The 22,249-nt window shown below is 70.9% G+C and carries 24 protein-coding genes; 15 read left to right on the top strand and 9 right to left on the bottom strand.

Annotated features, from left to right (window positions below; translation table 11 throughout):
- Positions 1 to 3: 3 nt before the first annotated feature.
- The 3 genes from ACZ7PG_RS18375 to ACZ7PG_RS18385 all read right to left on the bottom strand — a co-directional run bounded on the left by ACZ7PG_RS18375 (position 4) and on the right by ACZ7PG_RS18385 (position 2,198).
- Entirely contained in the window at positions 4 to 660 is a 657-nt protein-coding gene (locus ACZ7PG_RS18375; RefSeq protein WP_470240219.1) for a response regulator, read from the bottom strand.
- Positions 657 to 1,820 (bottom strand): sensor histidine kinase, encoded by a 1,164-nt coding sequence (locus ACZ7PG_RS18380; protein WP_470240793.1) that lies wholly within the window; start codon positions 1,818 to 1,820, stop codon positions 657 to 659. The genes ACZ7PG_RS18375 and ACZ7PG_RS18380 overlap by 4 nt, the downstream gene beginning before the upstream one ends.
- Before the next feature lie 102 nt (positions 1,821 to 1,922).
- Positions 1,923 to 2,198 (bottom strand): transcriptional regulator, encoded by a 276-nt coding sequence (locus tag ACZ7PG_RS18385; RefSeq protein WP_470240220.1) that lies wholly within the window; start codon positions 2,196 to 2,198, stop codon positions 1,923 to 1,925.
- 32 nt (positions 2,199 to 2,230) lie between these two features.
- Between ACZ7PG_RS18385 and ACZ7PG_RS18390 the strand changes: the two genes are divergently transcribed.
- From ACZ7PG_RS18390 to ACZ7PG_RS18450, 13 genes are all read left to right on the top strand, one after another.
- A complete protein-coding gene (locus ACZ7PG_RS18390) occupies positions 2,231 to 3,745 on the top strand; it encodes a dynamin family protein (RefSeq protein ID WP_470240794.1) in 1,515 nt (504 codons plus the stop codon).
- A gap of 60 nt (positions 3,746 to 3,805) precedes the next feature.
- Entirely contained in the window at positions 3,806 to 4,453 is a 648-nt protein-coding gene (locus ACZ7PG_RS18395) for a hypothetical protein (protein WP_470240221.1), read from the top strand.
- 45 nt (positions 4,454 to 4,498) lie between these two features.
- The gene (locus tag ACZ7PG_RS18400; protein WP_470240222.1) at positions 4,499 to 4,978 is read left to right on the top strand and encodes a YqeB family protein; all 480 of its coding nucleotides are present in this window, start codon (positions 4,499 to 4,501) and stop codon (positions 4,976 to 4,978) included.
- Positions 4,975 to 5,589, top strand: a complete 615-nt coding sequence (locus ACZ7PG_RS18405) for a TetR/AcrR family transcriptional regulator (RefSeq protein ID WP_470240223.1) — start codon at positions 4,975 to 4,977, stop codon at positions 5,587 to 5,589. The genes ACZ7PG_RS18400 and ACZ7PG_RS18405 overlap by 4 nt, the downstream gene beginning before the upstream one ends.
- Before the next feature lie 48 nt (positions 5,590 to 5,637).
- Positions 5,638 to 6,111: a nucleotide exchange factor GrpE gene (locus ACZ7PG_RS18410; RefSeq protein ID WP_470240224.1), complete on the top strand. Its 474-nt coding sequence runs from the start codon at positions 5,638 to 5,640 to the stop codon at positions 6,109 to 6,111.
- On the top strand, positions 6,108 to 7,946 hold the full coding sequence (locus ACZ7PG_RS18415) for a dynamin family protein (protein WP_470240225.1): 1,839 nt from the start codon (positions 6,108 to 6,110) through the stop codon (positions 7,944 to 7,946). Before ACZ7PG_RS18410 ends, ACZ7PG_RS18415 begins: the two co-directional genes overlap by 4 nt.
- A gap of 104 nt (positions 7,947 to 8,050) precedes the next feature.
- Positions 8,051 to 8,761 (top strand): hypothetical protein, encoded by a 711-nt coding sequence (locus ACZ7PG_RS18420; RefSeq protein ID WP_470240226.1) that lies wholly within the window; start codon positions 8,051 to 8,053, stop codon positions 8,759 to 8,761.
- 295 nt (positions 8,762 to 9,056) lie between these two features.
- Entirely contained in the window at positions 9,057 to 10,877 is a 1,821-nt protein-coding gene (locus ACZ7PG_RS18425) for a phosphoenolpyruvate carboxykinase (GTP) (protein WP_470240227.1), read from the top strand.
- A gap of 58 nt (positions 10,878 to 10,935) precedes the next feature.
- On the top strand, positions 10,936 to 11,778 hold the full coding sequence (locus tag ACZ7PG_RS18430; RefSeq protein WP_470240228.1) for a TIGR03621 family F420-dependent LLM class oxidoreductase: 843 nt from the start codon (positions 10,936 to 10,938) through the stop codon (positions 11,776 to 11,778).
- 13 nt (positions 11,779 to 11,791) lie between these two features.
- Positions 11,792 to 12,667 (top strand): LLM class F420-dependent oxidoreductase, encoded by an 876-nt coding sequence (locus ACZ7PG_RS18435; protein WP_470240229.1) that lies wholly within the window; start codon positions 11,792 to 11,794, stop codon positions 12,665 to 12,667.
- Positions 12,664 to 13,269 carry an ABC transporter ATP-binding protein gene (locus ACZ7PG_RS18440; protein ID WP_155548199.1) on the top strand — a complete coding sequence of 202 codons (606 nt, stop codon included), beginning with the start codon at positions 12,664 to 12,666 and terminating at the stop codon, positions 13,267 to 13,269. The genes ACZ7PG_RS18435 and ACZ7PG_RS18440 overlap by 4 nt, the downstream gene beginning before the upstream one ends.
- Positions 13,263 to 14,543 carry a DUF6297 family protein gene (locus tag ACZ7PG_RS18445; RefSeq protein ID WP_470240230.1) on the top strand — a complete coding sequence of 427 codons (1,281 nt, stop codon included), beginning with the start codon at positions 13,263 to 13,265 and terminating at the stop codon, positions 14,541 to 14,543. Before ACZ7PG_RS18440 ends, ACZ7PG_RS18445 begins: the two co-directional genes overlap by 7 nt.
- A 30-nt stretch (positions 14,544 to 14,573) precedes the next feature.
- A complete protein-coding gene (locus ACZ7PG_RS18450) occupies positions 14,574 to 15,152 on the top strand; it encodes an EndoU domain-containing protein (RefSeq protein WP_470240231.1) in 579 nt (192 codons plus the stop codon).
- On the opposite strand, the gene ACZ7PG_RS18455 is transcribed toward ACZ7PG_RS18450, so the two are convergent.
- The 3 genes from ACZ7PG_RS18455 to ACZ7PG_RS18465 form a co-directional block, all read right to left on the bottom strand.
- Positions 15,149 to 15,964 carry a GNAT family N-acetyltransferase gene (locus ACZ7PG_RS18455; protein ID WP_470240232.1) on the bottom strand — a complete coding sequence of 272 codons (816 nt, stop codon included), beginning with the start codon at positions 15,962 to 15,964 and terminating at the stop codon, positions 15,149 to 15,151. The two genes, ACZ7PG_RS18450 and ACZ7PG_RS18455, sit on opposite strands and share 4 nt — an antisense overlap.
- 10 nt (positions 15,965 to 15,974) lie before the next feature.
- Positions 15,975 to 16,247 carry a helix-turn-helix domain-containing protein gene (locus ACZ7PG_RS18460; protein ID WP_470240233.1) on the bottom strand — a complete coding sequence of 91 codons (273 nt, stop codon included), beginning with the start codon at positions 16,245 to 16,247 and terminating at the stop codon, positions 15,975 to 15,977.
- Between the two features lie 116 nt (positions 16,248 to 16,363).
- On the bottom strand, positions 16,364 to 17,983 hold the full coding sequence (locus tag ACZ7PG_RS18465; protein ID WP_470240234.1) for an alpha/beta hydrolase: 1,620 nt from the start codon (positions 17,981 to 17,983) through the stop codon (positions 16,364 to 16,366).
- 187 nt (positions 17,984 to 18,170) lie between these two features.
- Here ACZ7PG_RS18465 and ACZ7PG_RS18470 point away from each other — a divergent pair, with 187 nt between their 5' ends.
- Together ACZ7PG_RS18470 and mctP are read left to right on the top strand one after the other, a co-directional pair.
- A complete protein-coding gene (locus ACZ7PG_RS18470) occupies positions 18,171 to 18,449 on the top strand; it encodes a DUF3311 domain-containing protein (RefSeq protein WP_470240235.1) in 279 nt (92 codons plus the stop codon).
- Entirely contained in the window at positions 18,446 to 20,101 is a 1,656-nt protein-coding gene (gene mctP / locus ACZ7PG_RS18475; protein ID WP_470240236.1) for a monocarboxylate uptake permease MctP, read from the top strand. The genes ACZ7PG_RS18470 and mctP overlap by 4 nt, the downstream gene beginning before the upstream one ends.
- On the opposite strand, the gene ACZ7PG_RS18480 is transcribed toward mctP, so the two are convergent.
- From ACZ7PG_RS18480 to ACZ7PG_RS18490, 3 genes are read right to left on the bottom strand one after another with little or no spacing between them, the layout of a single operon-like run.
- Positions 20,098 to 20,700, bottom strand: coding sequence for a hypothetical protein (locus ACZ7PG_RS18480; protein ID WP_470240237.1), 603 nt, complete (start codon positions 20,698 to 20,700; stop codon positions 20,098 to 20,100). The genes mctP and ACZ7PG_RS18480 overlap by 4 nt on opposite strands.
- Positions 20,645 to 21,877: an RNA polymerase sigma factor gene (locus tag ACZ7PG_RS18485; RefSeq protein WP_470240238.1), complete on the bottom strand. Its 1,233-nt coding sequence runs from the start codon at positions 21,875 to 21,877 to the stop codon at positions 20,645 to 20,647. The genes ACZ7PG_RS18480 and ACZ7PG_RS18485 overlap by 56 nt, the downstream gene beginning before the upstream one ends.
- Positions 21,874 to 22,239 (bottom strand): YciI family protein, encoded by a 366-nt coding sequence (locus ACZ7PG_RS18490; protein ID WP_470240239.1) that lies wholly within the window; start codon positions 22,237 to 22,239, stop codon positions 21,874 to 21,876. The genes ACZ7PG_RS18485 and ACZ7PG_RS18490 overlap by 4 nt, the downstream gene beginning before the upstream one ends.
- Between the last annotated feature and the right edge of the window lie 10 nt (positions 22,240 to 22,249).

Here is a 22,249-nt window from a genome sequence, read left to right on the forward strand (position 1 = left end):
AGCTCAAGCCAAGCCGGGGCGCGCGAGGCCGGTTTCGTAGGCCAGCACCACGGCCTGCACCCGGTCTCGTAGCTCCAGCTTCGCCAGGATCCGCCCGACGTGCGTCTTCACCGTCGCCTCGGAGAGGAACAGCGTCTCGGCGATCTCCAGGTTCGACATGCCCTTGGCGATCAGCACGAGCACCTCGCGCTCGCGGTCGGTGAGCACGTCCAGCTCCGCGGTGTCGCGCATCGGGGCGCCGCCGGTGCCGACGAAGCGGTCGAGCAGCCTCCGGGTCACCGACGGCGAGACGACCGCGTCGCCCGAGGCGACCGCCCGCAGCGCCGACACCAGGTGGCCGGGCTGGGTGTCCTTGAGCAGGAACCCGCTCGCCCCGCCCTGCAGCGCCGAGTAGACGTACTCGTCGAGGTCGAACGTCGTCATCACGAGCACGCGCGCGGTGCCGGCGGCGACGATCCGCTTGGTCGCTTCGACGCCGTCGAGCACCGGCATCCGGACGTCCATCAGCACGACGTCGGGGCGCAGCTCCTCGGCCATCTTGATGGCCTGCGCGCCGTCGCCCGCCTCGCCGACGACGTCGATGTCGGCCTGCGCGCCCAGCACCATCCGGAACCCGACGCGCATCAGTTCCTGGTCGTCGACGACCACGACACGGATCACTTGTCCAACCTAACCGGCAGGGCCGCGCGGACCTGCCACCCACCACCCGGAGCCGGGCCCACGTCCAGGGTCCCGCCGTACACGTGCGCGCGTTCGCGCATGCCGATCAAGCCGTTGCCGCCCGGCAGCCGTCCGCCGGCCGCGGTCAGCTGCGGGAGCCGGCCGGCGCCGTCGTCGGACACCAGCACCTCCACCAGGTCGCCGGTGCGGTGCACCCGCACCGCCGCGGTCGCGCCGCGGCCCGCGTGCTTGAGCGTGTTGGTCAGCGACTCCTGGACGATCCGGTAGATCCCCAGCGAGACGCCCGCGGGCAGGTCGCCGAGCTCGTTGGTCTCCAGCTCCACCGGCACGCCGGCGGTGCGCATCCGGTCGGCCAGCTCGACGAGGGCGTGCGCGTCCGGCTGCGGCACGCGCGGCTCGCCGTCGGCGTCGTCGCTGCGGAGCACGTCGAGCAGGCGCCGCAGCTCGCCGAGCGCGCCGCGGCCGGTCTCGGAAATCGTTTGCAGGGCCCGCCGGGCGAGCTCGGGGTTGCTCTCGATCGCGTACGACGCGCCGTCGGCCTGCACCACCATGACGCTCACCGCGTGCGCGACGACGTCGTGCAGTTCACGCGCGATCCGCCCGCGCTCCTCGGCCACCGCGATCCGGGTGGCCTGGTCCCGTTCGGTTTCGAGCAGGTGCAACCTGGCCTCCACTTCCACGTCGTAGGCGCGCCGGGCGCCGACGAACTCGCCGAGCGTCCAGCACAGGGCGATGCCGAACGCGAGGAACAGCACCGAGATGACGAGCTCGTCGCTCGGGCCCAGCGCCAGCTGCACGGCGGACGACGCGATGACCGCGCCGACGAACACGAGCCCCTGCCGCCGCCCGGCGTAGACGACGACCGAGTAGATGCTCATCGCCAGCCCGGCGACGCTGCCGATGCCGAGCATCAGCGTCGCGTGCACGATGCTGACGACCAGCACGACGTAGGCCGACCACAGCGGCGACTTCCGCCGGAAAACCAGCGGCGCGACCATGGCGATGTTGATCGGCACGGCGACGTACCAGGGCGGCAGCTCCGGCAGCTCGGCGAAGCCGTCGGCGACGAAGAACAGCATGTCGACCAAGCCGAGCAGGACGGCGAGCACCGTGTCGCCCGCCATGGGGTGGGCACGCATCCAGAGACTCAGCCGTCGCACCAGACAACCCTAGGTCGCGGCGCGGAGAACGCGCGTCGGTCGTCGGTACCACCTTCGGTGCGACCTCGGGATGAGGACCCGTCAGGGTCCCGGCGCCGGTGCCACTTCGCCGGGACGCACCCGCGCGGCCCGCTGGAGCCACCCGACGTGCGCCTGGAACGCTTCGCGCCCGGCGGGGGTCAGCCGGAACCAGGTCCGCGGCCGGCGGCCGACCACCCCTTTCCGGACCTCGACGTAGCCGGCCGCCCCCGAGGTCGGCGACGGTGACCGGGGGCGTCCGCACCGCACCGACCGGCGACCATGGGACGATTCACGGGGTTGTCCGTACGACGAGAGGGCTGGGGGCCGTGACGTCACCGGAGCAGGGCCGGCTCGCGGGTCCGCTGTCGATGTCGGTGGCCAACCTGTGTCACCGCCTGCAGTCGCAGGTCTCCGCGCGCACCGCGGCCGGGTTCGCCGAGGTGCTGCGGCGGCTCGGCGCGCCGCTGCAGGTGGCCGTCGCCGGGCGGATCAAGTCGGGCAAGTCCACGCTGGTCAACGCGCTGATCGGGCGCCGGGTCGCGCCCACCGACATCGGTGAGTGCACGCGGCTGGTGACCCGCTTCCAGTACGGCACGGTCGACCGCGTCGAGATCGTCTTCACCGACGGCCGCAAGCAGGTGCTCCCCTTCGCCTCCGACGGGATGATCCCGGCGGAGCTGGGCGTCGACATCACCACGGTGTCGCACATCGAGGCGTACCTGACCAACGCCGTCCTCCAGGGCATGACGGTGATCGACACCCCCGGCCTCGGCTCGCTCGACGCCGCTTCGGTGTCTCGCACCGAGCTGCTCCTGGGCGCCGCGAAGCACCGCAAGGAAGAAGACGACGAAGGCTCCGACGAGTTGGACGACACCTCGCGCAACGCCGTCGCCGGCGCCGAGGCCGTGCTCTACGTCGTCACCCAGGGCGTCCGCGCCGACGACCAGCAGGCCCTCGCCGCCTTCACCGCGGCCACCGCGAGCCGCGAGGCCGGCCCGGTCAACGCCATCGCCGTGCTGAACAAGGCCGACACCATCGCGCCGGAGTCGGTCGAAGGCTCCGGCGGCGACGTCTGGAAGGCCGCGACGATCCTGTCGGAGAAGCAGGCGTCGACGTTGAAGCCGCGCGTCGCCGACGTGCTGCCGGTGATCGGGCTGATCGCCGAGTCGGCCGAGTCCGGCGGGTTCACCTCCGCCGACGCCGAGGCGCTGCGGCAGCTCGCCGACCTCGACGACGACGTCCTGCAGACCATGCTGATCTCGGCCGACATCTTCACCAGCTGGGAGTGCGACGTCCCGTCGGGCACCCGGTTGCGGCTGCTGGAGAAGCTCGACCTGTTCGGCATCTCCCACGCCGTCGAGGCCATCCGCAAGGAACCGGACCTCACGGCGGGCGCGCTGCGGCGCTCGCTGCTCGACGCGTCCGGGCTGGAATCGGTGCGGCAGCGGCTGTCGATCGTGTTCGCCGCCCGCGCCGACGGCATCAAGGCGGCTGCCGCACTGGCGTCGGTCACCGCGCTCGCGCACGCCTCGGGCGACCCGGGCGAGCGCCAGCGCGTCCACGACGCCATCGAGGTGCTGCTCGCCAAGCCCGAGGCTCACCAGCTGCGGCTGCTCGAAGCGTTGACGCTGGTCGCGTCCGGTGCGGTCGACATGCCGGAGGACCTGTCGGAAGAGGTGCTGCGGGTCGGCAGCAACGCCGACATCGGTGCCCAGCTGGGCAAGCCCGGCGCGCCCCGGCCGGAGCTGGCCGCGCACGCGCTCGAACGCGCGGGCTGGTGGCGGTCCTTCGCGTCCTTCGGTGCGACGCCCGCGCAGAGCCGCGTCGCGCACGTCGTGCACCGGGCGTACTTCTTGATCTGGCAACAGGTGCGCGAAGCCTGACGCTTGTTTCTGCTTGCCGACTCTCGCTGGTAGGCGCGCTTTTCCGCGTACTGTTGACTCGTGCGCCTAGAAAACACGACATCCTGGCGAGCCGGCTGGAGCAGCGAGAACGAGATCGACGTCGCGCTGTACATCCGTGACGCCCTGGCCCTGTCCGTTTCCGAAGGACAGGTGCTCCCGCCCGTGGAGCCGCAGGTCCCGGTGCACGTCCCGGCCGGGGTCGACCGTGCGGCCGTCCAGGCGCAGTGGGCCGACTGGTGGACCGACCTCCTGGCTTTCCTCCGCAACCGCGAAGACCCCGACCCGCGCAGCCCGCGCTCCCGCTACGGCAGGCCGGCGCTCGCGCAGGGCTCGGCGATGCGGCAGGCACTCGACGTCTTCGGCCCGGCCGCGGCCCGTCACTTCGCCAACGCGCGCGGGCCCGCCCTGCGCGGCGCGGGCGAATCCCCGGGCGGCACGCCGTGGGCGCCCGGCTTCTACCGGCGCCAGATCGTGGCCGGCGAGCGGCTCGGCCAGCTGGTGCGCGAAGCCGAGGTGCGGCTGGGGCGGCGCGCGTACCCGTTCCGGTTGAACGTCATCGAGATCTCCGTGGCCGGGTCGATCTGGCTGCGCACGGCCGACGACCAGCTGCTCGTCTCGTCCCGGCTCGCCGAGGACGGCCCCGGCCTCGAAGCCGTGCTCCGCGGGGTGATCGACGAGCTGGTCTGAGCCCCGGCTCTCATAAACCGAGTACGCGGTCTAATAATGGACGGTATGGAGACGACCGTCGACGAGCCGTCGTGGCTGCGCACCGCGTCCTGGATCGGCTGCCCGCTGGCCGGTGGCGCGCTCGGCGTGGGCGTCTGGGCCATCGCCGCCTGGGTCAGCGGCCTCGACGCCTTCCCGTTCCAGGGCGTGTTCAAGGTGCTCACGAAGCTGCCGCAACCGTGGGCGACGCTCGCCGCGGTGGCCGGCGGGCTCGCGCTGGGCCTGGTGTTCGCCGTGGTCTGGGCGGTCGAGCGCCTGGTCGTCACGGTGTCGCCGACCCGGGTCACGCTGGTCCGCGGCGACAAGACCCGGCGCATCGAGGCCGACCTCGAAGCCGTCTACCTCGACGGCAAGGAGCTCGTCCTGCGCACCACCGACGGCCGCGAGATCGCCCGCGAGAAGACCGACCTGCGCAACGACGAGCTGGCGCCCGCGTTCGCCGAGCACGGCTACCCCTGGCGCGACGAGCCGCCGGTCGAGCGATGAGGACGGTCGACCCGGCCAAGCACGCGGCCAAGCGCGCCTCGATCGTCGACGCCGCCGCCGGCTGCTTCGCCGGGAAGGGCTTCGAGCGGACGACGACGGCGGACATCTGCCGGGCCGCGGGCATCAGCTCCGGCAGCCTCTTCCACTACTTCCCGAACAAGCGCGCGGTCTTCACGGCGATCTTCACCGACGACGCCGTCGAGACGGCCGCGCGCCTCGAAACCGCGGCGAAGGCCGACGACCCGTGGACCGCGCTGCTCGACGTCGTCACCGACCTGGCCGGCCAGGTCGCGCACCCGGTCGTCGTCCGGCTGGTCCTGGAGGCCGCGGCGCAGGCCGCCCGCGACGGCGAGTTCGCCGAGCTGATCCGGCGCAACGACGGTGCCCTCCGCGACGGCCTGGCCGTGCTGGTCGAGCGGGCGGCCGCCGCCGGGCTGATCGACCCCGGCGTCACCCCGCGCGCGGCCGCCGGCTGGGTCGCCGGGCTGATCGACGCGATGATCTCGCGGGCCGCCCTCGACCCCGACCTCGATCTCCCGGCGGAACAAGTGATCCTCCGGACGATCCTGGTCCGGTTCCTTCGTCCCGTTTCGGCCCCGGATGGCGCTTGAGTCGGCCAGACTGGTGAAATCTGGCGCAACCGGGACGGGGTGGTGCTCATGGCGTGGTTTCGCAAGGACGGATCCGTCGATCCGGACGACACCCCCACCGGCCAGATCGCGGCGGTGAGCATCGCCGAGATCATCAAGCAGGCCGACGCCGAGAAGGGAACCGGCGACGGAGCCCCAGCGTCGGAAACCGATGTGCACCCCTTGCAACAGGTGACCGATCTCGAGCGCGCCCTCGCGGATCGCCAGGCACTGATCCAGATGTGCCTCTACGCGCTGGACCGGGCCCGCAGCGGCGGCGTCGTCGAACGCCTCGAAGCGGGCCTCGCCGCCATCGGCGTCCAGGCCCTCCGGCCCGACGGCGAGCGGTTCGACCCGGCCCGCCACGAGGCCGGCGGCGCGGTCCCCACCGAAGACCCGGCGCTCGACGGCGTAGTCGCCGAAACCGAGGTCACCGGGTTCGCCGACCACGACCGCCTGCTGCGCGCCCCGATCGTCATCGTCTACGCGAAGAAGACCCCGTGAGCGCACCCACCGCGCCGAGCCTGCCCTCGCAGGTCGCGGCGGCGCGAGACCAGCTGCTGACCGTCGTCCGCGACGCCGACCCGGCCGCCGCCAAGTGGGTCGACCAGGTCCGCGCGGCCCGGCCGAAGAAGCCGGCCGTCGTGGTCGTCGGGGAGACGAACCGCGGGAAGAGCTCCCTGGTCAACGCGCTGCTCGCGACCCCGGGACTGTCCCCTGTGGACGCCGACGTCGCCACCGCGACCTACCTGGTGTTCGACCACGCCGACGCGTGGGGCGCGCAGGCCTGCTACCCCGGCCAGCTCGCGTCCGTGCCGATCGACCTCGGCCAGCTGATCAACTGGGTCTCCGCCGCGCACGAGCTGCCGGCCGGCCAGATCCCGCCGCGGTACGTCGAGGTCACCGGCCCGGTGCCGCTGCTCGAACGCCTTTCGCTGGTCGACACCCCCGGCGTCGGCGGGCTCGACTCGATGCACGGCGAGCTCGCCAAGGAAGCCGCCGCGGGCGCGACCGCGCTGCTGTTCGTCGTCGACGCGTCGGCGCCGTTCACCTCGACCGAGCTGCAGTTCCTGCGCGACGTCGGCGAGCGCGTCGAGACCGTGGTGTTCGCGCTGACCAAGGTGGACATGTTCCGCGGCTGGCGCGAGGTCATGGCGGCCGACCAGCAGCTGCTGCGCGAGCACGCCCCCCGCTTCGCCGACTCGGTGTTCCACCCGGTGTCGGCGCGGATGTTCGAGACGGCGGCGAAGGCGCCCAACGAGCAGATGGCCGCGATGCTGCGGGAGAAGTCCGGCGTCGCCGCGGTGCAGATGGCGCTGCAGGAGCTGCTCGTCGGCCGCTCGGCCATGCTCGGCGAGGCGAACACGCTGCGCGCGCTCTCCAGCGCGCTGGGTGAGCTGAAGGCGAAGCTGCAGGCCGAAAGCCGGGCGCTGTCCGCGGGCGAGGCCGAGGCCGAGCTGCTGCGCGAACGCCGTGACCAGCTGCAGGCCGAACGCCGGACGTCGACCCGTGGCTGGCAGCTCAAGCTGCGTGGCGAGGTGCAGCGCACGCGCGTCGAGGTCCTGCACGAAAGCAGCAGGCAGATGCGGGACGCGCAGACCCACTTCCGCCAGCTGATCGACGCGGCGAAGCGCGACGCACTCGCCGCGCTGCCGCAGCAGGTCGACATCGCGCTGCAGACGACGTCGCAGCGGATCTCGATGCTGCTCTCCCAGCGGCTGAACCAGGTCACCAACGTCTCGCTGTCGGAGCTGTTCTCCGCCGAGGAGCTCGACGTCATCCGCGCGCAGTTCGCCCGGGCCGGCGGCCCGCCGGTGGTGCTGCGCCCGCCGGACAAGAAGCCGCCGACGGCCGAGGACAAGCTGCTCGTGTTCATGGGCATCTCCGGCGGCGTCGGCGCCGGCAAGGTGGCCGCGCTGCCGCTGGCCGGCGTCGCGATCCTCAACCCCGTCGTGCTGCCCGCGACGATCATCATCGGCCTCGGCGCCGGCTGGTGGATGGCCCGCACGCGCAAGCACGCGGCCGACAAGCAGCACATGAAGCAGTGGCTGGTCGAGGCCATCGCGGACGCGCGTTCGACGCTCGACCAGCTCGTCGCCGAGCAGCTCATCGAGGCCGAACAGCAGCTGTCGATGGCACTGGACGAAGCGCTGGGCCGGCGCATCGACGCGATCGAGGCCGAGCTGAAGGAAGTCGACAAGACGATCAAGATGGGCGCCCAGGAACGCGCCAAGAAGATCGCGGTCGTCTCGAAGCGGCTCAAAGAGGTCAGCGACGGCCGTGAGCGGGCCGAAAGCTTCCTGACGCGGATCCGGGCACTGCGGGACAAGACGGCCTGATCGCCCGTCCGGTTGTGGAGCGGAACCGAACGGGCCTACGGTGAGTCATACCCTCCGACAGCAGGTCAGAGACGGCGTTACCCGGTTCAAAGGGGGCAGTTCCCATGTGGGTCGACGAGAGCGGCGGCAGCGACACCGGTGCCAGCGGCAGCGAGGCGATGACCGTCCACGTCGACGGCCAGGAGTACCAGGCCGAGGTCAACTACGACGTGAACGAGGACGGCGTCAACGACACCGCGATCGTCGAACACGACGACGGCACCTCCCAGGCCTTCATCGACACGAACCACGATGGTGAGGCCGACCAGTACGCCGTGCTGGACGAGACCGGGCACGTCGTCGAGCAGGCCGTCTACGACGAGGCCAGCGGCGAGTGGGTCGAGGCCTCCGGGGGCGGCCACGACGACTCCGGCACCAGCGGCCACGACGACACCTCCGGCGGCCACATCCACGCGGACATGCCGGATGGCGAGGTCGACGCGGGTGCCGCGACGATCGACACCGACCACGACGGGCACAACGACACCGCCATCGTCGAGACGAAGAGCGGCGGCACGATCGCCTTCACCGACAAGGACGGCGACGGCGAAGCGGACATCGCCGTGCAGACCGACGCGGACGGGACGACCACGACGTTCGAGCACAGCGGGCCCGGCCAGTGGACCGAGGTCTCGAGTGGACTGCTGGACTCCGGCAGCGGCGAGCAGCTCGGCGACCCGGCCGACGACGCGGCGTGGGGCGCGGCCGGCACGCAGACCCTCGAAGGCGTCGCGCGCATCGACTCCGGCACCGGGCAGTGGATCTCCCCCAACTGAAAGTTAGCCAGGTCACAGTTTGAAAGCCCGAGGCTTCGGCCTCGGGCTTTCTTCATGTCTTCAACAAAAGAAAATCCGCCATCTGAATCGATTCCCTTATCGGTCTTGTGAGAGAACGTACACGTCAGCTCTCGGTTACCTGCTGGTCATGCGGTTACTCTCGAAGAATCCCAAAACCCCGCACACCGGTCGTCAGCCGGTGTGCGAAGCCATTCGGCCGCAGGCAATGAAGCCCGCACCGGAACAGCGTCGTTCCCGGTGCGGGCTCATTTGTCGTCGGAAGTCAGGAGTAGAGATGACCGCAGTCGCCATCCCCGGACTGGACACCGCGCCGACGACGCACACCGGCGTGCTGTCCTTCGTCCGGGAGGTCGCCGAACTGACCACCCCGGACCGCGTGGTGTGGGTCGACGGGTCAGACGAAGAAGCCGCCCGGATCAACCAGGAGCTGGTCGAGGCCGGGACGTTCGTGCAGCTCAAGTCGAAGCCCAACTCCTTCTGGGCCACTTCCGACCCCAACGACGTCGCCCGCGTCGAAGACCGGACCTTCATCTGTTCGGAGCGTCCCGAGGACGCCGGTCCCACCAACAACTGGATGGACCCGGGCGAGATGAAGGCGACCATGACCGAGCTCTTCCGGGGCTCGATGCGCGGTCGCACGATGTACGTCATCCCCTTCTGCATGGGTCCCCTCGCCGACGAGAATCCCAAGCTGGGTATCGAAATCACCGATTTCGCCTACGTTGTCGCTTCGATGCGCGTGATGACCCGCGCGGGCAAGGCGGCCCTCGACAAGTTCGTCGCGCCGGATGGCAGCGAGCGTGAATTCGTGCCGGCGCTGCACTCCGTCGGACACCCGCTCGAGCCGGGCGAGAAGGACGTTTCCTGGCCCTGCAACACGACGAAGTACATTTCGCACTTCCCCGAAGAGCGCGCGATCTGGAGCTACGGCTCGGGTTACGGCGGCAACTCGCTGCTGGGCAAGAAGTGCTACTCGCTGCGCATCGCCTCGGTGATGGCCCGCGACGAGGGCTGGCTCGCCGAGCACATGCTGATCCTCAAGCTGATCTCGCCCGAGGACAAGGTCCACTACGTCGCGGCGGCGTTCCCGAGCGCCTGCGGCAAGACCAACCTCGCGATGCTGCAGCCGACCATCCCGGGCTGGCGCGCCGAGACCCTCGGTGACGACATCGCGTGGATGCGCTTCGGCGAGGACGGCCGCCTGTACGCGGTCAACCCCGAGTTCGGCTTCTTCGGCGTCGCGCCGGGCACCGACTGGCACACCAACCCGAACGCGATGCGCACGATCGAGAAGGGCAACACGGTCTTCACGAACGTCGCCCTGACCGACGACGGCGACATCTGGTGGGAGGGCATGGAGAACAAGCCGGCCCACGCCACGTCGTGGAAGGGCCAGGACTGGACGCCCGACTCCGACGAGAAGGCCGCCCACCCGAACTCGCGCTACTGCACGCCGATGTCGCAGTGCCCGATCCTCGCCGACGAGTGGGACGACCCGAAGGGCGTGCCGATCTCGGCGATCCTCTTCGGCGGCCGTCGCAAGACCACGGTGCCGCTGGTGAACGAGGCCCGCGACTGGCAGCACGGCGTCTTCATGGGCGCCACCATGTCGTCGGAGACCACGGCGGCCGCGGCCGGCGCGGTCGGCAACGTGCGCCGCGACCCGATGGCCATGCTGCCGTTCCTCGGCTACCACGCCGGTGACTACTTCAAGCACTGGCTGAACCTGGGCAAGAACGCCGACGCGAACAAGCTGCCGAAGATCTTCTACGTCAACTGGTTCCGCCGCGGCGACGACGGCCGCTTCCTGTGGCCGGGCTTCGGCGAGAACTCGCGGATCCTCAAGTGGGTCGTCGAGCGCGTCGAGGGCAAGGGCAACGCCGTCGAGACGCCGGTCGGCTTCGTGCCGCGGGCCGAGGACCTCGACACCGAGGGCCTGACCGAGCCGATCGAGGACATCCAGGCCGCCCTGGACGTCAAGCCCGAGGAGTGGCGCGAGGAGCTGCCGCTCATCGAGGAGTGGTTCCAGAAGATCGGCGAGGTCCCGACCTCGCTGCGTGACGAGCTCGACGCGCTGGCCCAGCGCCTCGGCTGAGTCTCACCGAGCAGAAGGGGACGTCCCTCGGGGCGTCCCCTTCTGTACTTTCGGGTCCATGAGACCGTTCCGCTTCGGGGTGGCGCTGTACGTTCCCGGCTCGCGAGCCGAGTGGGTGGAGAAGTGCCGCAAGGCCGAGGAACTCGGCTACGACGTCGTCGGCGTGGTCGACCACCTCGGGCGGGTCGCGCCGGTGCCCGCCCTGCTCCTCGCCGCCGAGGCGACCGAGCGGATCCGGCTGAACACCTACGTCCTCAACGCGAGCTTCCACAACCCGGTGCTGCTGGCCCGCGACCTCGCCGGGCTCGACGACTTCACCGGCGGTCGCCTCGAGATCGGGATCGGCGCCGGGTACGTCCGCGCGGAGTTCGAAGCCGCCGGGATCGACTGGGGCACGCCCGGCCGCCGGTTCACGCGGGTCGTCGACGTGGTCACCGAAATCGAGCGCGTGTTCACCGGCCGCCCGCGGCCGCCGCTGTTGCTCGGCGGCCGGGGCGACCGGATGCTGACCTTCGCCGCCGCGCACGCCGACACCATCGCCCTCACCGGTACGGCGCCCGGCGCGTCCGAGGGGCGGCTCGCCCTCGCTGATGCCACCGCGCTGGCCGAGCGCGCCGGCTTCGTCAAGCGGGTGCTCGACGGCCGGGACGCCGAGCTGAACCTGATGGTCCACTTCGTCCGGATCACCGACGACCGGCGGGCGGCCCTCGAGACGGCACACCGGCTCGTGCCGCACCTCGGCGTCGACGAGCTCGGCGCGCTGGCCACGGTCCTCGCCGGCTCCGCGGAAGCCGTGGCCGAGCAGGTGCTGCGGACCCGCGAGACCCTCGGCGTCAGCTACTTCACGGTGCTCGAAGACGACCTGACCAGGCTGGCCCCGGTGATCGAAAAGCTCCGGTGAGTACGTTGGTCGCATGACTGGGGAATTCCGCTTCGGCGTCAACATGGTCGTGCCGGACAGCCGTGCCGCGTGGGTCGAGAAGTGCCGCAAGGTCGAGGACCTCGGCTACGACGTGCTGTCCGCGGCCGACCACCTCGGCATGGCGCCGCCGTTCCCGGCACTCGTGCTCGCCGGCGAGGTCACTTCGCGCGTCAAGCTCAACACCTTCGTGCTCAACTCGCCCTTCTACAACCCGGTGCTGCTCGCGCGCGACGTCACGGGCACCGACCAGTTCACCGAAGGCCGGCTGGAGCTGGGGCTCGGCGCGGGGTACGTCAAGGGGGAGTTCGAAGCGGCCGGGATGCCGTTCCCGTCCGCACGCGAGCGCGTCGACCACCTCGAGCGGACGATCCTCGAACTGAAGCGGCTGTACGCCGATCCGGAGCACGAGCCGGCGCCGGTGCGCCCGGAAGGCCCGCCGCTGCTGCTCGCCGGCCGCGGCGACCGGATCCTGACCCTCGCGGCCGAGCACGCCGACATCATCGGGTTCACCGGTACCGCGAAGTTCCCGGACGGCGGTGCCCCGATCCCGGCGAGCGCCGAGGACATCGAGGAGCGCGTCAAGTTCGTCCGGTCGAAGCTCGGTGGTCGCGAAGCCGAGTTCAACCTGCTCTGCCACTTCGTGCACATCACCGACGACCGCGCGGGGGCGCTCGAAGAGCTGGCGAAGCTGACGCAGGGCGTGCTGAGCGTCGAGCAGCTCGCCGAGCTGCCGACGGCGCTGATCGGTTCGCCCACCGCGGTCGCCGAGCAGCTCCACGCGCACCGCGAGCGGTACGGCCTGACCTACTACACCGTCCTGGAGCCGAACATGGAGCAGTTCGCCCCGGTGCTCGAAGCACTCCGATGATCGACGCGAAGGGCATCGGGGTCCGGGCCGGCGACCTGTGGCTGTTCGACGACCTGGACTTCTCCGTCGACCCCGGCGAGTGCGCCGCGATCGTCGGGCCCAACGGCGTCGGCAAGTCGACCCTGATGCGCTGCTTCTACGGCATGCAGAAGCCGCAGCGGGGGCGCGTGCTCGTGGCGGGCAAGGTGCCGGACGAGCGGGACGTCGAGTTCCGCCGCAAGGTGTCCGTGCTGTTCGACGACTCCGACTTCTTCGCCGAGCTGACCCCGCTGCAGCACCTCGAGCTCCTGTCCGGCTCGTTCGGCGCCGATCTCGGCGACCACGAGGAACTGCTGCGTGACGCGGGCCTTGGCGAACGCATGCGCGTCACGTCCGGGCACTTCTCCGCGGGCCAGCGCCGCCGGTTGCTGCTGCTCGGCGTCACCGCGCGCCCGCACCGGGTGCTGCTGCTCGACGAGCCGGAGCGCGCGCTCGACACCGCGGGCAAGGAGTGGCTGGTCGAGGTGATCGCCCGGTCGACGGCGGCCGGCGCGGCGGTCGTGGTGGCCACGCACCACCCGCCGCTGCTCGAAGCCGCGGACAGCGTGCTCGAACTGTGGTGACGCTCGCCCCGCGACGGATGCGGATCCCGGGTCGCAAGCGGTTCGGCGGGATCTTCAGCGGCGACACGGCTTCCTTCGTCTTCCTGTTCGGCTTCGGGTTCCTCTTCACCGCGTTCTTCCACGTCGACGCCTGGCGCCAGGCCGTCTACGGCTCGTCCCACGTGGACTTCCCGGCCGTGCTCGGGCTGCTCACGCTCTGCTGCGCGGTGGCCTGGCGCGGCCTGCTGCGCCGCGGGTTCGTGTGGGTCGAGCCGGCGGAGCTGACCTGGCTCGACTTCGCGCCGGTGGACCGCGGCCGCGTCGTCACGCTGCGGCTGCTCGGCGCCTGGACCGGCGCGGTGGCGGTGACCGGCTACCTGGCCGCGTTGATGCTCGCCGTCGGCGGGGCCGGGCTCGACCAGTGGCGCGCGGGCATCACCGTCGTCGCCGCGACCGCGGTGGTGGCGTTCGCTTCGGCGCGGCGGACGTCGTTGCGGTTCGACGCGTTCGGCCCGCTGGTGCTCGCGGTGCTCGGGCTGGTGATCGCCGCGCTCGGCCTCGGCCCGGTGACCGTGCAGTTCGTCGCGGCCGGCGTGCTGGTCGCGGCGCTGCCGCTGGCGTTCGGCGGCGAGCCGGTGCCGCGCGCGGGCCGGTCCGCGCTGCTCGCCGGGTGGGACGGCCGGGTGCTGCGCTCGGTCGCCGTCACCTTCCTCGACCCGATGATGCTGCTCCCGCCGTCCGCGCCGACCGGGCGGATCTCCGTGCGCCGCCCGACGCCGTTGCGGCTGGCTTGGGCGGGCACGCTCGGCCGGTCGCGCTACGCGGGCGCCGCGGTGCTGGTGGGCTTCGCGGTGGTCGTCGCGCACATTGCGCTGCCGACCCTGCCGGGCGCGGTCCTGACCGGCCTCGGCGCGTACGTCGCGCTGACGCCGTTCGGCGCCGGGCTCGGCGAGCTGTGGCGCAACCCGGGCCGCCGCCGCTGGCTGGGGTCGTCCAACCGCGAGCTGGTGCTGGCCCACGGCGTGGTGCTCGCCGTCGCCGGCCTGGTCTGGGCGGGCGTGCTGGCCGCGGTGACCTTCGCGGCCGGGACGTCGTTCGCCGTGGGCGCGTGGCTGGCGGTGCCGCTGGCGGTGCTGTCGATCCTGCGCACGGTCACGCGCACCGGCGTCGACTACGCCAACCCGGGCTTCGTCGACACCCCCATGGGGCCGATGCCGGCCAACCTGACCCGGCAGCTCTTCCGGGGTCTCGACCTGCACGTCATCGGGATCGTGGTGCTCTCCGCCGCCATTTGACCTACGCTCGTTGCGACGAAGGGAGCACCCGTGGGCGGCGGACACGCACCGGGCGTCGGGCGGAGGGCGACCAGCGAGTTCCCGCCCGGCTGGAGCAACGAGCACATCATCTCGGTGGTCAAGGACGTGGCGAACGACCCGAGCGAAGCCCGGTGGCAGCAGCTGAACGGCCGCTGGCGCTGCGCGGGCGAGCGGTTCAACGTCCACGTGATCGTGCTGGTCGAGGAGAACGGCCAGGTCCACACGGCGTACCCGGTGGCGGGTCCGGGGGTGATCCGCAACCCCGACGCGGCCCGCGACCCGGCGAACCCGACGGTGGCGGACCTGGCGGAGAACCGGATCAGCTTCTTCGCCGACAGCCTGCTGACGAGCCTCGCGGACCGCCTGTCCCCGGAGGCGTACACGCACTACCGGACCCTGCTGTGGGCCGGCGAGTGGGAGGAGCTGGCCGACGTGCTGGCGGCCCACGCCGTCAAGGTCGGCTTCGGGTTCTCGGCGGACGAGTTCTCCGACTTCGAGAAGCTCCTGAACAGCTACGACCTGCCGGTCGCGGCGTGCGCGTTCCTCAACGACCGCGAGCACATCCTGAACCAGCTTCGCCCGGTCTAGGAGAAGTCGTACCCGGTGAAGTCGGCGATCGGGACATAGCCGAGCCGCCGGTAGAGGGCGTTGCTGGTGACGTTGGCGGGGTCGGTGTAGAGCACCACGTCGGTCGCCCCGGCGGCCAGCGCGGCCCGGCTCACCTCGGCCGTCACGGCGCCCGCGTAACCGTGGCCCCGGAAGCGGGCCGGGGTGAAGACGGGATCGACCCGGACCATGCCGGCGATCATCGGGGTCGAGCCCGCCATGGCGACCGGGCCTTCGGTCTCCCAGAACGTGAAGTGCTTGTCGGCGAAGCGCGAGCCGGCCCAGGAACCCACGGTCTCCCCGACGGCGGCGGCGAACTCGGTGCACCAGCGGATGACGTCCTCGCGATCCGGCGGCCCGAGCGGGCGTCCCCGGCCCGCCGGGACCGGCTCCGGCGGGGCGAGCGTGCCGAGCCGGTGGAGCCGGACCCGCACCCCGGGCACCGACGTCACGCCGGTGTGCCGGTGCCACGCCTCGGCGAAAGCGCCGGCGGAGTCGCGTTCGGCGGTGACACCGCGCAGGACGTGGCCGAGGCCGGCCACGTGAGCGGCGAGGCCGCCGGCCTGCTCGGCCGAGACCGCGGTGACGATCAGGCGTTGTGAAGGAGGGCGGTAGCAGATCGCGCGGACCTCGCCGTCCTGCTCGAGCCGGCCGAAGAGGGTGCCCTTCTCCCCGTGGGTCCGCAGCTTCTCGATCCCGGTCAGCTGCGAGGTGTGCAGGGCGGGACGCGAGCGCAGGAAGCCGCCGGCCCGGGCCAGGAAGTCGTCGACGTCCTCGGTGAGGTGCCAGTGCATGACCAGGGCGCTAGCTGGCCTGCGACAGCGGCGGCGACCCCGCGGAGACGACAGCCGCCCGCAGCTCCTCCAGCGGCAGCCCCACGGCGTCCGCGATGGCCGCGACCGTGAAGAAAGCCGGCGTGGGGATTCGCCCGGTCTCGATCTTCCGCAGCGTCTCGACCGAGATCCCGGCCTCGCCGGCGACGTCGACCATGCTCCGGCCGGCCCGGGCCGCCCGCAGCGCCTGGCCGAGGCGTTCGCCCCGTTCGCGCTCTTCGTCCGTCAGCGGTACCCGCACCATGAGAGGGATTCTAGTACGACCCGAGTTGTCCACCGCCTGTGGATAACTCTGTGCACAGGTGTGGAAAAGGCCCCGCCGGACCGAAGTCCGACGGGGCCCCACTAGCCCTTGTGGTGTCAGGCGCCCGGAGGCACCGGAAGTGCCACACCCGGCAGGTTCTGGTCGTTCGGCACGACGCCGTCGACCAGGTAGGCCTCCACGACCTTGTCCACACCCGCGTTGCCGCCGGCGTAGATCCCGTGGTCACCCTCGCCGGTGATCGTCAGCATCCGCGAGTTCGCGAACGCCTTGTGCGCGCGCCGCGCGCCCTCGATCGGGGTCGCCGGGTCGTGCTCCGACTCGACGATCAGCACCGGCGGGACACCCTTGCCGTCCAGCACGGGCAGCGGCGCCGGGGTCTTCTTCCAGAACAGGCACGGCTGGATGAACCAGCCCGCGCCCAGCAGCGGCTGCTGCTTGTCGATCAGCTTCTGCGAGTCCTTGATCGCGCTGTTCGTCGTGCCGGTCCACGGACCCTCGTTGCAGGGGATGGTCCAGAACGACGCGTCGTACGAGTCACCGTCGGTCGGCACCATCAGCGGCTGCGCGCCGGAGGTGTCGGTGCTCTTGTCGGCGGCCTTGACCTTCTGCGCGGCCGACGTCTTGGCCTGCGCCGACGCGGTGCCCTGGGTCAGCGTGCGGACGCTGACCAGGTAGTCCGCCAGGCCCGGGAAGGAGCGCTTCGAGTAGATCGACGACGCGATGAAGGCGTCCAGGCCGTTGGCCGACACGGACGAGCCGTCGGGCAGGGTGACCGCGCCCTGGGTCAGGGCGTAGCGGACCTGCTCGTAGGTCTGGCGAGCGGCTTCACCGCTGGTGCCGAAGTGGTAGAGCTTGTCGTACTTCGCCATCCAAGGGAGGAAGTCCTGCCGCCAGCGGCGCTCGAAGCCGAGCGGCTGCCAGTCGAACGACTTCTGCCAGGTCGTCGTGAACTCCGTCGAGGAGTCGAGCACGAACCGGCCGGTGCGCGTGGGGTAGGCCTGGGCGTAGTGCGCGCCCATCCAGGTGCCCGCCGAGTAGCCGACCCAGTTGATCTTGTCGCGGCCGAGCAGCACGCGCAGCAGGTCGATGTCCTTGACCGTCTGGTCGGTGTTGATCAGCGGGCCCAGCTCGCCGGACTTCTGCTGGCAGGACAGCGCCGCGTACTTCGTCGCCTGGACGATCAGGTTCAGGTTCTGGCGGTCGCGGTCACGCGGGTCCAGGTCCGAGCCGGTGCCGATGGCCCCGCCGCACGTGATGTTCGTGCTCTTGCCGGTGCCGCGCGGGTCGAACCCGACGATCTCCTGGTGCTCCCGCAGCTTCGGCTGGTTGCGCAGCCGGGCCGGGAAGTTGCGGCCGGGCGCACCCGGGCCGCCGGGGTTGGTGACGACGCTGGCGGTCGCGTCCTTGGTCGCCTTCAGCCGGCTGACCGCGATGGTCAGGTCGATCTGGGCGTTCGCCTGGTACCAGTTGCGCGGCGTCTTGTAGGTCGCGCACTCCATGTCCTCGGCGCCCGCGGGCGGGGCCGTCGGCAGCTCGGAGGGGACCGCGCACTTGTGCCAGTCGAGCTTCTGGCTGGCGTACTGCGCCGGGATGTTCGTGGAGTTCAGCGGCTGCTTGGCGGCCGCGACCTCCTGGCCCGCGAAGGCGGGCGTGAACCCGGCCAGCAGCGTGCCGGCGATCGCCGGGATCACCACCGCGTAGCGGAGTCGTGACATGAAGTTGCCCCTTATCGGGTTTCGCGTGCGGAGTCCGGCTATTGATATAGGCCGGGTGGGGCCGGGGCAACCGACGTTGGTCGGCAACGAGGTCCGCGGCGATCAAATCGATATCGGACAGACGTGACGGGCCGTCACCGAAGTTCTAAGGTCAGGCGGTCGGTTACGGGAGTGTTAGGTGAGGTCGATGTCGACTGAAAAGCACGACGGAAAGGTGCGCGGGCTGCGGTTCAGTCCGTGGAACCTGCTCCTGATCGTCCCGCTGCTGGTCCTGGTCACGCCACTGTTCAACATGGACGGTCCGCGGCTGTTCGGGATGCCGTTCTTCTACTGGTTCCAGTTCCTCTTCGTCGCGGTCGGGGTGCTCAGCACCTGGATCGTCTACATGATGACGCGGGAGAAGAAGACCGGTGGCGCGCCGGACAAGCTGAGCGTTGACGACCTGGACGAGGGGGACGCTCGATGAGCAACCTGCAGTGGCCCGAGCTGATCATCTTCACGATCTTGTTCGCGCTGGTCACCGTCCTCGGGTTCATGGCCTCGCGCTGGCAGCGCGGGAGCACGCTGGACCACCTGGACGAATGGGGCCTCGGCGGCCGCAAGTTCGGCTCGTGGATCACGTGGTTCCTGCTCGGCGGCGACCTCTACACGGCCTACACGTTCGTCGCGGTGCCCGCGCTGGTGTTCAGCGCCGGCGCGCTCGGCCTGTACGCGCTGCCGTACACGATCGTCGTCTACCCGATCGTGCTGCTCCCGGCGTTGCGGATGTGGTCGGTCTCGCGGGTCCGCGGCTACGTCACCCCGGCCGACTTCGTGCGCGGGCGCTTCGGCTCCCCGATCCTCGCGCTGCTGGTGGCGATCACCGGCATCGTCGCGACCATGCCGTACATCGCGCTGCAGCTGGTCGGCCTCGAAGCCGTCCTGCGGACGATGGGCATCAACGGCTCCGGCATCGTCGGGCACCTGCCGCTGCTGGTCGCCTTCGTGATCCTGGCGTTCTACACGTACCAGTCCGGCCTGCGGGCGCCGGCGCTGATCGCGTTCGTCAAGGACATCCTGATCTACATCGTCATCCTCGTGGCGATCATCTACCTGCCCTCGAAGCTCGGCGGCTGGTCGCACATCTTCGACACGGCGGCGAAGAAGCTCGGCACGCCGAGCCCGGCCACCGGCAAGCCGGCCGGGTCGATCCTGCTGACCGCCAACAACCAGCTGCAGTACGCGACGCTGGCGCTGGGTTCGGCACTGGCGCTGTTCCTCTACCCGCACTCGCTGACCAGCGTGCTGGCCTCGCGCGGGCGCAGCGTCATCAAGCGGAACATGGTCGCGCTGCCGGCGTACTCGCTGGTGCTGGGCCTGCTGGCGCTGCTCGGGTACGTGGCGATCACGGCGGGCATCAAGCCGCTGACGAACGCGGCGACTGGAAAGGCCGACGGCAACACGATCGTCCCGGTGCTGTTCGACAGCCAGTTCTCGTCGTGGTTCGCCGGCATCGCGTTCGCCGCGATCGGCATCGGCGCGCTGGTACCGGCCGCGATCATGTCGATCGCCGCGGCCAACCTGTGGACCCGCAACATCTACAAGGAGTACATCCGCAAGAACGCGACACCGCAGGAAGAAGCGAAGCAGGCGAAGCTGGCTTCGCTGGTCGTGAAGCTCGGCGCGGTGGCCGTGATCATCCTGATCGACCCGCAGTTCTCGATCGACCTCCAGCTCATCGGCGGCGTGCTGATCCTCCAGACGCTGCCGGCCGTGGCACTCGCGCTGTACACGCGCTGGTTCCACCGCTGGGGCCTGATCGCGGGCTGGGTCGTCGGCATCGGCTGGGGCCTGATCATGCTGTACGGCATCCCCAACCCGGCCAACGGCAAGCAGCACTTCGGCGGTTCGGCGCTGGCCATGGGCAACATGTCGATCTTCGGCTGGCACCCGTTCGCGGGCTCCCAGGTCCAGATCTACGTCGGCTTCGTCGCCCTGATCGCCAACCTGGTGGTCGCGGCGATCGTCACGGTGATCGCGCGCCAGATGAAGGTGTTCAACGGCACCGACGACACCAACGCCGAGGACTACCACGCCGACGAGAACGACAAGGACCTGCGCCCCATCGGTGTCCACTAAGGACGGAGACGGGCGATCATCGTCCGCGAGACGAGGTAGAGCACCAGCCCGTTGAGCAGGTGCCAGAGGAAGTGCGTGCCGGCCGGGACGTAGTCGCACACGTCCCGGTCGAGCGTGCGCAAGCTCAACGAGAGCGCGAAGACCGCGCCCGCGACGGCGAAGTGCGTCCAGTAGGCGTCGCGTTCGAAGGCCAGCAACGCGGCGAAGATCCCGAGCCCGATCAGCGCGGAAAGGTACAGCCCACCGCCCAGCAACGCGGTCACGACGGTGAGCGCGAGAAACGCGGGCGCGGCGAGCCAGGCCCAGCGCCAGCCGTAGAAGACGCGCGCGAACAACACGGCGTACACCAGCACGAACGCGAGGATGCTGACCGAGTCCGCGACCCCGGCCCAGCGCGTCGCGAGCAGGTGGAAAACCGTGCTACCGGCGAAAACCAGCCCGATGAGCACGGCCAGCAGCCGCCCGACGCGGTCCCCCGCGGCCAGTCGCCACACCAGCACGGCGGCCATGAGGAAAGCCAGGTTGCTGAGACTGTTGAGCGGCTCACCCCAGAGCCCGGGCCCGACGCGTTCGCAGTACCAGTCGACGTAGTCCGTCACGGGACCAGCCAACCACGACTGACGTTCGGGGCAGGAAAGAAACGGTGTCGCGGTTGTCCACAGCCCCGGCCGAATGTGGACAACCAGCCCGCCCAGCTCCGCAAGTCCCGGTTTTCGTGGGCGGCCGCCGATACGCTGGACAAGGGCACGCCCCCCAGGGAGGGCGGGGGCTGCTTGCCGCCGGGTGGGCGATCCCGGCCCGGGGCCCGTCGACCTCGGCGAGCGCGATCGCCCGGTTGAGCCGCACGACCACGGACGGCCGCACGAGCAGCAGATCGTCGTAGAGCGCCAGGATCCGCCGCCGATCCGGCACCGGCGCGGTGTGGCACAACGCGATGGCCGCTTCGACGTGGAACGCCGACAGTGCGGGCCCCGCGCAGGACCGCTCGAAGACCTGCGCCCCTTCCCGCACGAGTGCGGCGTCCCACCGGCTCCGGTCCTGTTCGCCGATCGGCAGCAGCTCGTCGCGCGCCGGCAGCCGGCTGGCCTGCAGCAGCTGCAGCGCGAGCAGCGCGCCGACGCGCGGCAGGTCGGTCCGCGCGTCGGCGGTCAGCAGCCGGGTCAGCCGGATCGCCTCGGCGCACAGCTCGCGGCGCACCACCAGCTCGCCGGTCGTGGCCTGGTAGCCCTCGTTGAACAGCAGGTAGAGCACGTCGAGCACGCCGTCCAAGCGTGCCTCCAGCGGCTCCGGCACTTCGACCGCTTCGCCGGACTCACGGAACCACTTCTTCGCGCGCACAAGACGTTGCGCGACCGCGGATTCCTTCGCCAGCAACGCCGGAGCGATCTCCCGGACGCCGAGTCCGCCTACGATCTTCAGCGTCAACGCGACTTGGGAGGCGCGCGGCAGCGAGGGGTGGCAGCACCGGAACATCAACGCCAGTTCGCCGTCGTCGGCCTCCGGTACGTCCCCGGTCAGCAGGGGAAGCTTCGCGCGCAACGTCTTCTCGCGGCGCACGGCGTCGAGCGCCCGGTTGCGGGCGACGCGGAAGAGCCAGCCGCGGGGGTTGGCCGGTACGCCGGAGACCGGCCAGGTGCGCAACGCGAGTTCCAGCGCGTCGGCCAGGCAGTCTTCCGCCAGGTCCAGCCGGTCCGGTCCGAGCGCCCGGGTCAGGGTGGCGAGGATCGGTGCCGTGCTGTGCCGGAACAGCCGCTCGACCACCCCGGCCGTCGTCATCGCAGGTGGGCTTCGCGGGTGTCCTGGTCGGTCAGCGCGATCTCGTGCAGCACGAACCGGCCGATCCCGTCCTCGGCGATCGGGTGCTTGAGAAACAGCTTCGCCGCTTCATCGAGGCTCTCGGCTCGAACGACGATGTAACCGGCGATCACCTCGCTCGACTCCGTGAACGGCCCGTTCAGGACAGTGCTCGCGTGCACCACCTTCGAGTCCGGCGCCAGCCCGGCCGCGGTCACCAGCCGCCCGGCGGCCCGCAGCTCCTCCTGCCAGGCCAGGTACCGGTCGATCCCGCTCGCGACCAGGTCCGGGTCCGGCTCGGCCGGCTCCGGCGGGAACACCATGAACGCGGCGAATGTCGGCATGTCGGCTCCT

Source organism: Amycolatopsis sp. NPDC114504 (assembly GCF_055633595.1).

Bases quoted from the DNA above. Each gene is read 5' to 3' on its own strand.
- ACZ7PG_RS18380 (WP_470240793.1), bottom strand. From the start codon at position 1,820: ATGCGTGCCCACCCCATGGCGGGCGACACGGTGCTCGCCGTCCTGCTC.
- ACZ7PG_RS18390 (WP_470240794.1), top strand. From the start codon at position 2,231: ATGTCGGTGGCCAACCTGTGTCACCGCCTGCAGTCGCAGGTCTCCGCG.
- ACZ7PG_RS18400 (WP_470240222.1), top strand. From the start codon at position 4,499: ATGGAGACGACCGTCGACGAGCCGTCGTGGCTGCGCACCGCGTCCTGG.
- ACZ7PG_RS18405 (WP_470240223.1), top strand. From the start codon at position 4,975: ATGAGGACGGTCGACCCGGCCAAGCACGCGGCCAAGCGCGCCTCGATC.
- ACZ7PG_RS18410 (WP_470240224.1), top strand. From the start codon at position 5,638: ATGGCGTGGTTTCGCAAGGACGGATCCGTCGATCCGGACGACACCCCC.
- ACZ7PG_RS18420 (WP_470240226.1), top strand. From the start codon at position 8,051: ATGTGGGTCGACGAGAGCGGCGGCAGCGACACCGGTGCCAGCGGCAGC.
- ACZ7PG_RS18425 (WP_470240227.1), top strand. From the start codon at position 9,057: ATGACCGCAGTCGCCATCCCCGGACTGGACACCGCGCCGACGACGCAC.
- ACZ7PG_RS18430 (WP_470240228.1), top strand. From the start codon at position 10,936: ATGAGACCGTTCCGCTTCGGGGTGGCGCTGTACGTTCCCGGCTCGCGA.
- ACZ7PG_RS18435 (WP_470240229.1), top strand. From the start codon at position 11,792: ATGACTGGGGAATTCCGCTTCGGCGTCAACATGGTCGTGCCGGACAGC.
- ACZ7PG_RS18440 (WP_155548199.1), top strand. From the start codon at position 12,664: ATGATCGACGCGAAGGGCATCGGGGTCCGGGCCGGCGACCTGTGGCTG.
- ACZ7PG_RS18455 (WP_470240232.1), bottom strand. From the start codon at position 15,964: ATGCACTGGCACCTCACCGAGGACGTCGACGACTTCCTGGCCCGGGCC.
- ACZ7PG_RS18460 (WP_470240233.1), bottom strand. From the start codon at position 16,247: ATGGTGCGGGTACCGCTGACGGACGAAGAGCGCGAACGGGGCGAACGC.
- ACZ7PG_RS18465 (WP_470240234.1), bottom strand. From the start codon at position 17,983: ATGTCACGACTCCGCTACGCGGTGGTGATCCCGGCGATCGCCGGCACG.
- ACZ7PG_RS18470 (WP_470240235.1), top strand. From the start codon at position 18,171: ATGTCGACTGAAAAGCACGACGGAAAGGTGCGCGGGCTGCGGTTCAGT.
- mctP (WP_470240236.1), top strand. From the start codon at position 18,446: ATGAGCAACCTGCAGTGGCCCGAGCTGATCATCTTCACGATCTTGTTC.
- ACZ7PG_RS18485 (WP_470240238.1), bottom strand. From the start codon at position 21,877: ATGACGACGGCCGGGGTGGTCGAGCGGCTGTTCCGGCACAGCACGGCA.
- ACZ7PG_RS18490 (WP_470240239.1), bottom strand. From the start codon at position 22,239: ATGCCGACATTCGCCGCGTTCATGGTGTTCCCGCCGGAGCCGGCCGAG.